Origin of the sequence: Shewanella rhizosphaerae, assembly GCF_019457655.1 — a bacterium.
Taxonomy (GTDB): domain Bacteria; phylum Pseudomonadota; class Gammaproteobacteria; order Enterobacterales; family Shewanellaceae; genus Shewanella; species Shewanella loihica.
The window spans coordinates 702381-716026 of record NZ_CP080420.1; the positions used below are offsets into that span (position 1 = coordinate 702381).

The 13646-nt window shown below is 56.9% G+C and carries 12 protein-coding genes; 2 read left to right on the top strand and 10 right to left on the bottom strand.

The annotated features are described in order from the left end of the window. Positions 1-52: 52 nt before the first annotated feature. The 7 genes from K0I63_RS03185 to K0I63_RS03215 all read right to left on the bottom strand — a co-directional run bounded on the left by K0I63_RS03185 (position 53) and on the right by K0I63_RS03215 (position 6170). Positions 53-385 (bottom strand): hypothetical protein, encoded by a 333-nt coding sequence (locus K0I63_RS03185; RefSeq protein WP_144199654.1) that lies wholly within the window; start codon positions 383-385, stop codon positions 53-55. A gap of 60 nt (positions 386-445) precedes the next feature. Next, entirely contained in the window at positions 446-1090 is a 645-nt protein-coding gene (locus tag K0I63_RS03190) for a DUF4178 domain-containing protein (RefSeq protein ID WP_220082501.1), read from the bottom strand. Between the two features lie 211 nt (positions 1091-1301). Beyond that, on the bottom strand, positions 1302-1988 hold the full coding sequence (locus K0I63_RS03195; protein ID WP_011864429.1) for a PspA/IM30 family protein: 687 nt from the start codon (positions 1986-1988) through the stop codon (positions 1302-1304). Between the two features lie 70 nt (positions 1989-2058). Beyond that, a complete protein-coding gene (locus K0I63_RS03200; protein WP_041508415.1) occupies positions 2059-2472 on the bottom strand; it encodes a YjfI family protein in 414 nt (137 codons plus the stop codon). Between the two features lie 89 nt (positions 2473-2561). Further along, positions 2562-4289, bottom strand: a complete 1728-nt coding sequence (locus K0I63_RS03205; RefSeq protein WP_220082502.1) for a polyamine aminopropyltransferase — start codon at positions 4287-4289, stop codon at positions 2562-2564. A gap of 13 nt (positions 4290-4302) precedes the next feature. Beyond that, entirely contained in the window at positions 4303-5202 is a 900-nt protein-coding gene (locus tag K0I63_RS03210) for a DUF350 domain-containing protein (RefSeq protein ID WP_220082503.1), read from the bottom strand. Between the two features lie 11 nt (positions 5203-5213). Next, positions 5214-6170 (bottom strand): hypothetical protein, encoded by a 957-nt coding sequence (locus K0I63_RS03215; protein WP_220082504.1) that lies wholly within the window; start codon positions 6168-6170, stop codon positions 5214-5216. Positions 6171-6435: 265 nt separating this feature from the next. Between K0I63_RS03215 and glnE the strand changes: the two genes are divergently transcribed. Both glnE and K0I63_RS03225 read left to right on the top strand, forming a co-directional pair. Then, positions 6436-9306 (top strand): bifunctional [glutamate--ammonia ligase]-adenylyl-L-tyrosine phosphorylase/[glutamate--ammonia-ligase] adenylyltransferase, encoded by a 2871-nt coding sequence (gene glnE, locus K0I63_RS03220; protein ID WP_434086786.1) that lies wholly within the window; start codon positions 6436-6438, stop codon positions 9304-9306. A gap of 110 nt (positions 9307-9416) precedes the next feature. Continuing rightward, the gene (locus K0I63_RS03225; protein WP_258406928.1) at positions 9417-10127 is read left to right on the top strand and encodes a substrate-binding periplasmic protein; all 711 of its coding nucleotides are present in this window, start codon (positions 9417-9419) and stop codon (positions 10125-10127) included. Positions 10128-10135: 8 nt separating this feature from the next. On the opposite strand, the gene K0I63_RS03230 is transcribed toward K0I63_RS03225, so the two are convergent. From K0I63_RS03230 to K0I63_RS03240, 3 genes are all read right to left on the bottom strand, one after another. After that, positions 10136-10942: an ABC transporter permease gene (locus K0I63_RS03230; RefSeq protein ID WP_258406929.1), complete on the bottom strand. Its 807-nt coding sequence runs from the start codon at positions 10940-10942 to the stop codon at positions 10136-10138. A 3-nt stretch (positions 10943-10945) separates the two neighbouring features. Then, positions 10946-12112 (bottom strand): cell division protein ZapE, encoded by a 1167-nt coding sequence (zapE, locus tag K0I63_RS03235; RefSeq protein WP_220082506.1) that lies wholly within the window; start codon positions 12110-12112, stop codon positions 10946-10948. Between the two features lie 86 nt (positions 12113-12198). After that, entirely contained in the window at positions 12199-13644 is a 1446-nt protein-coding gene (locus tag K0I63_RS03240) for an OmpA family protein (RefSeq protein WP_220082507.1), read from the bottom strand. Between the last annotated feature and the right edge of the window lie 2 nt (positions 13645-13646).

The following is a 13646-nucleotide window of genomic DNA, read 5'->3' on the forward strand; positions in this document are numbered from 1 at the left end:
TCAAGCCGAATTTCCCTGTGAGTCGCCCTAAAATAGTATACAGCCCATGATCTTATTCGTTTTTGTCGACAAAATGAACCAGGTCATCCAATACGCGGCGTTTTATTTCCAATTGCTCATCGGCGGCCAGGCCATATTTTTCCGCCAGTTGTTGATAATCTTCCGGGCTGAGGGAGACAGTGAGCCGCGGACGCTTGGGCCGCTTGGTGGTGGCCAGCCCTAGTATGCTGCGGATCTGATCCGAGGGGCTGACACCGGCATCTAGTGCGGCCTTGCGGATAGAGTATTGAAACTTCTCGTCCAGATCGAATGCGACCTGGGTGGCCTTGGCGGCTTTCTGATTCTGCTGCCACTGTTCGGGAAGCAGCTTCTTATTCTTGGTCATTAGCTTGCCTTAAGGTGCTGTGAATCTTGCAAAGTGGGCGGCATGACCGCCCTGTGTTGTTTATAGCTGTGCTGGCCAATATTGGCGAATATCGCTCAAGGGACGGTAAATAGTGAGGCTGACATCTGTGTCGCCCCCTTCGTACACCTCGACCTCGACGGCGCGATTTTCCTCTTCATCCAGCAGCAGATAACTCTCGAACGGCTCGCCCGAGTTCATCCCTTCGTCTTGAGGCGGACGCATGCCGCGATAATCGACGCGGTGGAAATAGCCAAACTGGGCGAAGTTTACCTGATGATAGTGCTCACCCAGCCATCCCGTGAGGGCGGCAGGGGTCTCTTTGACCTCAAGTTCGGCGTGCGAGTCTTCTTCGAAGATCTCGCTGAAGGCGTCGAGATCGAACAGCTGCTCCACCTGGCTGCGGGGGATCTTGATGGAGAAGGCCAGGTAGGTTTCGTCGTCTTCATCCAGAGAGAGGCAGAGGCTGTCGTTGCCGTGGCCCTTGAGCACCCATTCGCAGAGCTGTTTGCGCTGGTATTCGTAGGTGTTGATCCCTTCAACTCTCAGCTGTTGGCCTCGCAGTTGCTCGGGCAGGGCAAAGCTGTCATCCAGGCTGATAATATCGCCTTTTTGCAAATGATTAGGATGGTTGAGTTGGCGTTTGGGCGCCTCTTTCTTACCAAACAATCCTTTTAAGAATCCCATGAACTACCCTCGAGAAGAATAATGGTTGATACCAATCCTAGTAAATCACTGCTCATGCAGGCTTGTTAAAACCTTCGATAACTGCTTATCGAAAAATCCTGCCTTGTTAGCAAGCGTTTTCTTGCGTCATTGCAGAACGCTTACCGTGATGGGCACAAAAGCACCTTGGGCTGGGCCGCAAGGTGCTTTGATTTCGCTAGTCGCCTATGACTTACTTACGGGCTTTGAGGCGATCCAATACCGCGTTGGCATTGGACTTCTGCTCGCCGATACCCGCCTCGGCCAGCTTGGCCTGAAGCGACTTGTCGCTGTTCTCGTCGGCCAGGGTCTCGGCGGCCTTGAGACGGTCGTCGAACTGCTGCTGACGCGCCTTGATGCGCTCCAACGAATCCTTGGCGTTCAGCAGTTTAGAGTTGCTGCTAGCGAAGGAATCGGTAATGGTCGCCGTGGCCTTCTGCACGCTTTCCGTGGTCTTGACCATGCTGAGCTGACGTTGGTAGTCGGCCAGCTGGCGCTCTGTCTTGCGCACCAGGTCTTTCAGACGGGCGGCGTGGGCGCTAAAGCTGTCGTTGGCGCTCTGGTGTTCAGAAAGCTCTTGCTCAAGCTGAGCGATCTTCTCGGCCACTTCCAGGGCCAAGGCTTCGTTTTCTTTCTCCAGCGCCTGAGTCGCATAGCCTTCGTGCTCGGCGATGGCGCGCTTTAGGCGATCCACTTCGCGGCTGGCTTGCATCTCTTTGGCCATGACGTCGGTCAGCTCGCGCTTGGCCTTGGTCAGGTGTTTCTCTGCGTCACGGATCTCTTGTTCGAAGATGCGTGTCGAGTTGGCGTCGACGATACTCTGGCCAACTTCGGTGGCGCCACCGCGAAATGCGGTGAGGATCTTGTTCAGTATGCCCATAATATGACTCCTCTTGGGGTAATGGCGTCGCCTTATGCGTAAACCATCACATGACTAAATTGGTTAGCGGTTACTTTAAGAAATCGGCCAGCTCGTCGATCACTTCCAGACAGTTGTCGGACAGGACTGACAGCTCTTGCTCTATCTCTAACATGCTCGATTGCACAGACAGGGCTCCATAGACCACGTACTTGTCGTCGACCTTAGCGAAGGAGGACAGTGGCATAGGGATGTTGAGTTCGAGCATGGTTTCAAACATCTCGCTGCGACGTTCTTGCTTAACTTCGTCTTCGCCCCATAGGTAGCTGATGCACAGGATTTGGTTGTCCGTTACCGATACAAACACAGGGATCTCTTCGCGTCCCACAACGTTGACTTGCAGGACTTCGACGTCGCCATCTATGGGATAACAGTCGAATTGAAAGCCGGTGTGGCTGTTGTCGCCAAGTGCATTGAGGTGGTTGGCAATGTTGTGAATGTTCATATTTATCCTCTTTGACATATTATGTCTGCGATTAAAGATAGCACTGCGACATAATATGTCAAGCGCTATTTTTGTGTTCCATTTTACCGTCAGTCGAGCGTCAGGTTCTCATCCTCTGACCAGGCGCGCTGATGGTAGCGATACAGATGCATTGAGCCTATATCGTTGACCTTCACCTGGTCTGCATGTTCATAATAATTTTTAGGAAATTCAAAAGCCGCCCTGATAAGTCCAGGCGTGAGCCAAGGGTCATCGACCGGCAACTCTGTCATACTCGACAGTCGCTGCTTGGCGTTTTGGCCCCTTAGGGTGCCTATGCTCCAGCCCCATTCGCCGAAACTGGGCACATTGTGGTGATACTGCTCTACTTGAAAGCCTGCGGCTTGCAGCGTCTTACCGACCGAGATGAAGGCCTTGGCGGCGTGATAGGGGGAGGTCGACTGCACCGAGATCGCCCCGTCGCTGCTCAGTAGTTCCTTGAGCTTGCGATAGAAGAGATCCGAATAGAGCTTGTTGAGATCCGGATGGCTGGGGTCAGGCAGATCCACGATAATGGCGTCAAACTTCTCGCCGCGTCTTATAAGCTTGTCGGCGCCGTTAAAGGCATCGTCTATCAGCAGCTCGACCCGCGCATCGTTAAAGGCATCGCCATTAAGCTTTAGCAGCGCGTCGGCAAGCCGCTGCGGCATCTCTGGGTCGCCCTCCTTGAACAGCCTCACCAGATCCGCGTCCAGATCCATCAGGGTGACCTGCTTGGGCTGCCATTTGAGCACCTGCCTCAGGCCCAGACCGTCGCCGCCGCCTATGATTAACACCTTGTCGTGACGGGCACTGGCAGCCAGCGTCGGATGTACCAAAAAGGCATGATAGATATGCTCATCCTGGCTGGAGAACTGCAGGCGGCCATTGATATACAGAGAGTAGACAGGCGCCAGGTGATTGCCCCGCAGACGCTCGGTAAAGGTGAGCTGCTGAAAACGGGTCGCCTTGGCGTAGACCACCTTGTCCTTGTAGAGCAGATTATTGAAGGCCTGATCCCACTTGGGGCCATGAATAGCCAGCACCAGCAATATACCAGTGGTGAGCAGATGGCCTGCCAACAACAGTCGGTTAAAGCGGATCTTGGACCAGAAACGCCAGATAAACAGGAAGCCGGCCAGCAGGTTGAAGCTGGCGGTGAGCGCCGCGGCCAGCTGGATATCCAGCGCCAGCATGAAGATCACCCAGATGGCGGCGCCGACGCCGGCACCTATATAGTCGGCGCCATAGATGGTGCCTGCGTTATGCATTAGGTGCTCGTCACAAAGTGACTGACGCACCCGGGCGATCAGGGGGATCTCCATGCCGATCATCAGGCCAAGCAAGACGCCCCAGGCATAGGGCAGGTATTCGCTCAGCTTCTGCAGCGTGCCGATAAAGCCGCCCTGGGGCAGCTGATCCGGCGGCAAGCCTATGGTGCTGGCGATGATGATGGGCAGTTGCTGGCCGAAGCCGATCACGGCGGCGGTGATCAGAATCGCCAGGGCGCCACAGAGGGCGACGCACAGCTCCAGCATGGCGAAGCCGGTGAAGGCGCAGCGGATCTTGCGCGCCGCAAAGGCGCCGACGCCCATGGAGACGATCATCAAGCCGATCATAGTGTAGATGGCGGCTTCCAGGGCCCCCAGGATACGCCCCGCATAGTGGGACAGCAGGTATTCGTAGATGAGGCCACAGGCGGCCAGTACCGCCATGATCCCCAGCAGCAGGAGATCGTCGAGCCAGCTTAATGATTTAACGCCTGCAGGAGCAGGCGTTGTGGTGTGTGTCGATTGCATTCAGGGTAGCGTCTTAGGCCATCAGGCTGGTGAGGATCAGGGCGATGGCCACGCTGATGGCCAGCTCGACGGTGGCGATACCTATGTTGTGCTGCTCTTCGACCTCTGCTTTCAGGTTGATATTGGCCAGCACCAGTTTCTTCACCAGGGCCAGTAGCAGTGAGAGGGCGAGCAGCATGATCACCGAGAAGATCAGCCAGCCGAGTATGTTGGTGACATAGGCGGTCGGCATGAAGACGATGAAGTGGCTGGCGGCGTTGAAGCTCAGTGCCATGGCGAGCATATAGCCGCTGTGACGAATCGCCACCGCGATATGCCCCTTGGCCAGCGCCTCTTGCATCGAGCTGTCGTTGTGGCGCTTGGCATAGCTGCGCTCGCGTAGACGTGTCAGCAGCACCAACATCAGCTGTGAGATGGCAAAGGCGCTGAAGATGGCGATAAAGGTATCCAGGGTCAGATCTTCGGCCCAAAGCAGTACGGAACGTATGATGATGGCGGTGGCGATGGCGGCTGTGGCATCCACTATGGCTACTGAGATATTGCCCTTTAAGATCATGGCGTTTTTATCTATCTCGTTCAGCGCCACCTTGTCATGCAGGAAGCGACCGAGTTTGATCAGAATCAGGCCGAAGATGCCGTAGGCGCTCATGCCGATAGCCTCGACGAGATAAGACTGGGCCGCCTCGCCCGTGATGGCGCCGGTAAGTACGATACCAAGGCCTGCTATGGCGCCAGCGGTGCTGATGCCGAAGGCGAAGTTGTCCCGCTCGGATAACTCATGGGTGCTGTTGACCTTAACGGTCCAGCCCTGCAGGTAACGCATGGCCGTGAGCAAGACGATGGCGATAGTCAGATCTATGGCCAAGATGATCGCCAGTTCCTGGGTCAGACCGTAGTGTTGAAAAAATGTCATCTTAATATCCTTTATTTGCCCCGACGAACACTGCGCGTCGTACGACTGCTAGAGTTTCTGAAGTTACTGTTCTTAGAGTAGTTTGAGCGGAATTTGCTGCCGCCGGTCGCCCGTCCTGTGGTGCTGGCCTTAGGCGTCGATGCGCTTTGACGCGATAGGCTGGTGGAGCCAGAGCGAGACTTGGCGTAGGGGCTGTCGAATTGCTTACCCTGACGGTTGAACTGCTTCTTGGTGCGCTCGAAGGTCTGGTTCTGGGCGCGGGCCTGTTTGGGCGAGGTGTAGCGATAGCGGCCCACGTCGTTGTAGTAGCTGTAGTTGCGGCGGCTCGACCATCTGTCGTAGTAGATGGGGCCGCGTACCAGGTTGGAGAACATGGAATACATGCCATACCAGGCCCAGAAAGACATGCCGTTGCTGCCGGCCTGCCAACTGCCGTAGGCCGGGTTGCCCACAAGTTGGCTGCCTGCGCCAAAGTCTTCGCCGCCATTGGCGAGAATATCAGCCTCGCGGCTGATGGCATTTACCCTGGCGAGCGCGCCACCTGACATGTCGGCGACCACGTTCACCGGGTCCGACAGCATGTCGTTATACAGGCTGGGATCGGCCGCCTGGTAGAGGTTTTCCGCCTCGTCGAGCTGCTGGTCTAGATCGACGAAATTGCTCTCGTTGCCCAGCTCCTGTAGACGCCGCTTGAGCGAAGCATACATGGGGCCCTGGCTACTGGCGTCTTTAGACAGCTCCTGCAACAGGGGGGCGACGTCTGGCTTGGTTGATGCGAGGATGTCGGCATATTGCTTGAGTAGGTTGGCGTTGCGCACCTCACCGTTATCCAGCATCTGGCCTAGGGTGTCGACCCTGGCCTGGGCCAGCTGTTGAAACTTGGCGATCTTCTCTGGCCTGTCGTCGCCGCATCCCGCCAGGGCGAAGACCAGGGTCAGCGCGAGAACACGCATTAGCATCACTGCCATGTTTTCTCCATAAATTTAGTTGAGATTGAGACCGATAAATGAGTGATCAGTCTGCGACTTCTTTGCATAATATAGCGATAAGCTGGGTTATAGTAACCTGTAGTGCAGGATAAAAAGCCATCTTTACTCCCTCTGATAATATGGATGAGTAATTTGGGTGACAATTTTATGCCAAGATGATTACCGCTTGGTTGCATTAACAGCTTATCTATAGCATTGATGACATAATATGTCGACCGTTTAAGGCTGAAGGATTTTTCTGGCGATGGAAAACATGAGCGAGCAAGCGTTACCCCATGAAGTCAATCAGGTTGCCGAGCAGCATTGGCAACGCCTCGCCGAGGCCTGGCCGGATATCTCCGAACAGCTCACCCCGGAGCAGACCAAAGAGCTGAAAACCATCTTCGGCCTCAGCGACTTTGTCGCCGAGCAGCTGTGCCGCCATCCTAACTGGATAGTCTCTCTGTTCGAGGGGCAACTGAGTATGCTGGCTCGCGACAGTTTCAGTGCTGAGCTGCACTCCATTCTGGCCGGCGCCAACGACGAGGAGCAGGTCAAGGCGATACTGCGCCGCTACCGCAATCGTCAGATGGTGCGCCTCGCCTGGCGGGATTTCTTAGGCTACGCCGAGCTGAACGACTCCCTGCTGGACCTCTCGGCCCTGGCCGAGGCGCTGATCATCGCCGCCCGCGACTGGCTCTATGGCCAGATGTGCCAGCAGTATGGCACCCCCTGCGACAGCGAGGGCAATCCTCAGCCCTTGATGATCTTAGGCATGGGCAAGCTGGGTGGCCGCGAGCTCAACTTCTCTTCCGATATCGACCTTATCTTTACCTTCCCCGAGCATGGCGAGACCCAAGGCGGTCGTCGCAGTCAGGACAACCAGCAGTTCTTTATTCGCATGGGTCAGCGTCTGGTCAACCTGCTCAATCAGGTGACGGTCGATGGCTTCGTCTACCGGGTCGACATGCGCCTGCGCCCCTACGGCGAGAGTGGCCCGCTGGTGGTCAGCTTCAGCGGCCTTGAAGACTATTATCAGGAGCAGGGCAGGGACTGGGAGCGCTACGCCATGGTCAAGGCTCGTGCCCTGGGACCCTGGAGCGCCTACAGCGACGAGCTACACGACATGCTGCGCCCCTTCGTCTATCGCCGCTATATCGATTTCTCGGCCATCGAATCCCTGCGCAAGATGAAGCAGTTGATCACCCAGGAGGTGAGACGCCGCCGATTGACCGACAACATCAAGCTGGGGGCCGGTGGCATCCGCGAGGTCGAGTTCGTGGTGCAGAGTTTTCAGCTGATCCGTGGCGGGCGAGAGCCGGCGCTGCGTCAGCAGAGCCTGTTTGGCGCAATAGACACCCTCTATAAGCTGGGGCAGTTGGAATACCTGGCGGTGGATGAGCTCAAACAGAGCTACCTCATGCTGCGCCGGGTGGAAAACCTGCTGCAGGCCATCGGCGATCAGCAGACTCAGACCCTGCCGCAACACCTGCTGGATTGGCAGCGTCTCTGTTTCGCCTTGGGCATGGCGGGCGAGGCCGAGCTGCGTACCCATATCGAATCGGCGATGGCCAAGATCCATCGCTACTTTAAGGAGACGGTGGGCGGTCAGGAGAGCGACGAGGTGGCCGAGCAGTGGACCGCCCAGCTGTGGAGCCTGGTTGAGGATGAAGACGCCGAGGCCCTGCTCAGGGAGCATGGCGTCGAGGAGAGTGAACTCTGGCCCGCCCTGAAGAGCTGGCGTGGCACAGTCGCTAAACGCACCATAGGCCCGCGCGGTCGAGAAACACTCGATAAATTAATGCCCTGGCTGCTGCAGGAGTTTATTCAGCTGCCGACGCCCACCAAGGCCTTCCTGCCGGTGAGTAAGGTGCTGGATCAGATCCTCACCCGTACCACTTACCTCGAGCTGCTGTTCGAAAATCCTGGTGCCCGTCAGCAGCTGGTGAGCCTGTGCATGGCCAGTCCCTGGATCGGCGAGCAGCTGGCCAAGTTCCCTATGCTGCTGGACGAGTTGATCGATCCGGCTCAGCTCTATGACACTACATCCTTGGATGACTACCCCAGCGAGCTGCGCCAATACCTGCTGCGGGTGCCCGAGGAGGATATGGAACAGCAGATGGAGGCCCTGCGTCAGTTTAAGCTGTCGCAGCAGCTGAAGATCGCCGCCGCCGACGTGACCGGCGTGCTGCCTGTGATGCAGGTGAGCGACCATCTGACCTTCCTTGCCGAGGCGATCATAGAGCAGGTGGTGTTGCAGGCCTGGCAACAGGTGAGCAAGCGCCATGGCGTGCCGCCTTATCTTGCAGCTGAGGAGATGGGCTTTGCGGTGATAGGCTACGGCAAGGCGGGTGGGCTGGAGCTGGGTTACGGCTCAGATCTGGACCTGGTTTTTCTGCACAACTATACCCGCGACAAGTATCCTGAGGCGCAGCAGACCAACGGCGATCGCCCCATCGACATTGGCCACTTCTATCTCAAGCTGGCCCAGCGGATCTTGCATCTCTTCTCCACCCGCACCACCTCGGGAGAACTCTACGAGGTAGATATGCGTTTGCGCCCCTCGGGCGCCTCTGGCCTGTTGGTGAGTGAGATCGAATATTTCGGTAGCTATCAGCGTGAAGAAGCCTGGACCTGGGAGCATCAGGCGTTGGTGCGGGCCCGCTTCCTGTTTGGCGATAATCGCCTGGCCGCCCGTTTCAGCGAGCTGAGGGCCGACGTGCTCGCCATGGAGCGGGACAAGGCTGAGCTGGCTAAGGAGGTGCGTGAGATGCGCCAGAAGATGCGCACTCATCTGCTTAAGGTCGATGAGGGCTGCTTCGATCTCAAACAGAGCCCAGGCGGGATCGCCGACATCGAATTTATCGCCCAGTATCTGGTGCTGGCCAACACCCATGACCATCCAGAGCTGGCGATCTGGTCCGATAATGTGCGCATCTTCGAAGTGCTGTCTGAGCTGGAGCTTTTGCCTCACCTGAGCGCCCAACACCTGACCCAGGCCTATTGCTACCTGCGCGACGAGAGTCACCGCCTGACGCTGCAACAGGCGCCGGGACAGCTGCCTCAGGAGAGTGTGGATCTGCATGTGCAGCGGGTGCTGGCCATCTACGAGCAGGTGCTCAATAGCGGCCAATAGCCTTTCTGCTACACTCAAATTAGGTCTGTGACTGATGGGGTGGGCATGTGGCTATATGTCGGGCGTTGATCCTCGCTGTTGTGGCATTTTTTAGCTGCAATGGCGAGCTATTGGCCCTGAACAAGCTGTCGCAGCTCAGCTATTACACCGAATCCTACCCGCCCTATAATTACCGTGAATCCCATCAGCTTAAGGGGATCGCCGTGGATCTGCTGGCCGCGGCGGCCCGCAGGGTCGACGGTCGTTTCGACGTTCACAGCATACAGCTGGTGCCCTGGGCCAGGGGCTATAAGCTGACCCGCACCGGCAAGAATACCGTGCTCTTCTCCACCACCCGCACTCCCTATCGTGAGCCGTTGTTCGACTGGGTCGGCCCCATCTCGGCGACCCGTATCGTGATCTTCGCTCGCGCCGATCGCGATATCCATATCACGGATGTGGAGCAGCTCAATCAATACAGCATAGGGGTGATCGCCCAGGATATCGGCGAGCAGGCATTGCTGGCAGCCGGCATCGCCCGTGAGCAGTTGCGCCGCGCCCATGAGGCCACTTCCTTGGTGCACATGCTCAGGCGTGAACGGGTCGATCTCTGGGCCTATGAGGAGGTGGTGGGTCGCTACCTGATGAAACAGGAGGGGATTGACACCGACGAGTTTGAGGTGGTCTTTACCCTCAAGGTGAGCGAGCTTTATTACGCCTTCAGCCGGGATAGCGATCCCGAGCTGCGTCGTCGTCTGCAGCAGGGGATAGATAAGGTGAAGGCCACCATAGAGGCCAACGGCAAGACCCAATACGAGAACATTCTGGCCAAGTATCGTTAGTGCTAGTTTTAGATTGATTCGACGCGTTTTATCAGCAGCTTACCGCTGTGATTCAGGCATTGACGCACCGCCAGACTGAGGACGCTGGCGACGCTCATACTCAGCATCACCAAGATGGCTAGCATGATCACCACCTGATATTTCACCGCGACTAAGGGATCGCTGCCGCCGAGGATCTGTCCCGTCATCATGCCGGGCAGGGTCACCAGTCCCATGGTGCTCATGGCGGCGATACTGGGGGCGAGGGCCTGTTGCAGCGCGCCTTGTATGAATGGAAAGGCCGCCTGCCAGGGTGTTGCGCCCAGGGCGAGTCGCCCCTGATACTCCTCCTGTTTCTCCTCGAAGGCGTTAAACAGACGCTGTAGCGCCAGAATATTCCCCGAGAGGCTGTTACCCAGTAGCATGCCTGCCAGGGGGATCATGTATTGTGACTGATAGACAGGCGAGGGTTGCAGCAGCGCCAATAGCAGCAGTGCCAGCAGGGGCAGCAAACTGACGCTTAGGCTAAAGAGTAGTGGTAGCATTAGCCTGGCCTTAGGTAGCCGGGCACCGCCCAAGATGGCGCTAGCGCCTACTAGCAGCATGACACTCAGCCAGAGCAGATTGACCCAGAGACTCTCCAGGCTAAAGAGAAACTTGAGGTAGAAGCCGACTAACAATAGCTGAGCCGTCATCCGCGCGGCGGCCAGCAGCATCTCGCCACCCAGTTTTAGGTTAAACAGTCTGCCTATTCCCAGGGGCACAAGCAGCACCAGCATGAAGAGCGCAAGCGCTAGCCAGCCAATATCTAGACTCGCCTGCATCTGGGTATTCATGGCTTAGGCCTCGCCCACCGTGCGGTTTGTGTTCAGATATTGGCGCGACTGCATCTCAATGAGGCGACTCATGGTGCGTCTGAATTCGAAGGCCAGGGCGCCCGGGGTGTAGAGCTGCTCCAGTGGCAGACTGGCCTCTAGGTAAAGTTTGACCCCTTGATCGTAGAGCTCGTCCACCAGGGCGATGAAGCGCCGGGCCGGATCATCGTTGGGCGCGTAGTTGAGCTGGCGGTCCCCAGCGGCCACAGCGGCGGCGCCATCTTCTGTGCCCCTGGCGCGGATCCAGCTGCGCGGCGTGCCCCCAAGGGGCGGTACTTGGCTCAGGAGCAGGGTATCGAACTGGCTGGCGATGGCGATATAGTCGAGCTGTGAGCGTGGGCCGCCGCACAGGGCGTCGAAGTCGAGCCAGAGGGTCGAGGTGCCGCGGCGAATAACGGCTATTTCCCTGCCTAAGACAGTCAGCGGTGTGTCGCTGCCACCGCCAGGCTCCAGGGTATCGAAACGCTTGGCAAACTCCCCCTCATCTTGCCAAAAATAGGTCTGTACCTTGTCGAGGTGGCGCAGGCGGTGATCCATGCCGCCATCCAGGTGCAGGGCATCCGTGTGGGCTTCTAACAGGGCGATGCAGGGTAGAAACCTGTCTCTTGCCAGCCCATTCTCATAGAGGCGCTCTATGGGGGTATTGGAGGTGGCGATCAGAGTGATCCCGTGATCAAACAGGGCCTCAAACAGGCCCGACAGTATCATGGCATCGCCTATGTCGCTGACGAAAAACTCATCGAAGCAGATCACCCGATAACTCTGAGCGAGTCTGCCGGCGATGCGCCTTAGGGGATCGCGCTTGCCGCTCTCGGCCTTGAGATCATTATGAGCCCGCTCCATGAAGCGATGAAAATGCAGCCTGAGAGCCATCCCATCGGGCAGGCTCTGACAGAAGAGATCCATCAGCATTGTCTTGCCGCGACCGACGTCGCCCCATAAATAGAGCCCCTTAGTCGGCGCCTGATTACTTGGATGTAGAGTGCCGGGCTTATGAGCGCTAGAAGGCGTTGCTTGCAAAGCCTGATAGAGGGCTTCCAGGCGCAATATGGCCTGCTGCTGAGCCGGGTCGTCGACAAAGTTCTCCTGGGTGAGTTGATGTTGAAAACCTTGGAGGGGAGAGCGCGACATGAGATGACCCAGGTAGTGAGCGGACGATCATTATATCAAGATGTTATGAATTAAACAGCGCCCACAGGGGGCGCCGTTTTGATGGACTATTGCATGTCTGAGCGCAGTACCAGTTCCACGCGGCGATTGCGCTGTCTGCCTGCCTCATCCAGGTTGTTGGCTACAGGCACATATTCGCCCACGCCCATGGGGCTGAGCTGAGCCTTGTTGATGCCATGAGATTGGGTGAGGGTGGCGACCACCGCCTTGGCCCGCTGCTCCGACAGCCCCTTGTTGTAGCCCTGTTTGCCTTGGTCATCCGTGTGACCCACCACATAGAAGTGCTGCTTGGGATGGCTCTTGAGGTAGGTGGCCAGGGTGGTGATCACTTCGTCTGCCTCGGGCAGCATCTGAGCGCTGTCGAACTTGAACAGCAGACCATCCAGCGCCACGTGGCCTTGTTGGGCGATCTTATCCTTGAGCCCCTCGAGATCTATGACCACTCTATCGTCGACGAGTTTGGTCTCCTCCACCACCTTTATCTCGCCCCACAGGCCACCATGATAACCTGTGATAAAGACCATGGCGTGCACAGCGCCCTCGGGGCGATCGAGTCGATACAGGCTGTAATATTGGTTTTCATCGAAACCTATGCTGATCAGTGTCTTGATGCGACGTTCGATGAGATCTGTCTTACCACAGGCTAAGCCCTGGCAGTGAAAGCCCCGGACAAAGCCAAGCTTTTCCAGCGCCGCCTTATAGTTAGCGTCAACCTCATACTCCGAGTAGCCCCTTGGGAGTTTATAGCCGATGTCGGTGACCTTACCCTCTAATGTCTTAATCTTGTGCTGGCCCTGTTCGACACCGTCAAATACCAAGGTCTGGGCATAGCCCTGCTGCTGATATTTTTGGATGAAGGCGCCGGGCAGCCTGGCGATCATAGGGTGGTCTTTTGAGCCTTGGGTATCCTTGTTGCCTCTGTCCTTAAATTCGCTCTGGCTGACCTCGCTTGTCAGGTAGGCCTGGTTGGTGGCAAGCAGATCCAAGGGCTCGTCAATCACCTCGACGATATCCAGCTGCAGGCCTGCGCCGTTGTGCCAATTAGCGCCATAGACGGAAAGGTAGAGCTGTTTCTTGGCAAGCGTTAGCTTGGTGGTTAGTAGTGCGGGTGTCTTCTTGGGGATGTCGCTGAGCGGCGCTATCTGTCTTGAGAGTTTGAGATCATCGCCGCAGGCCTTCTCCTGACACTCGAACAGTATTGTGCCGCCGAGTTTTTCGATCTGTGCCTTATAGTTGTTGACGGCGTGGGAGGCCAGATAGCTGCTTGGCAACTTGTAATAGACCCGTTTCAGCTGACCGGCAACCGTCTGCGTCTGATAACTGCTCTTGTCGACGCCAATCACCAAGTCGAAGGGAGTGTAGTGGCGATCTTCTTGCTTATAAAGTTTACCTTCTGGCAGGGGCTGAAAGGGGAGGTCATTGGCCAGTGCCAGGCCGCTAAGGCCTAAGCCGCCACATAAGGCGAGTGTGCAGGCGAGAGTTTGGGGTTTCATCT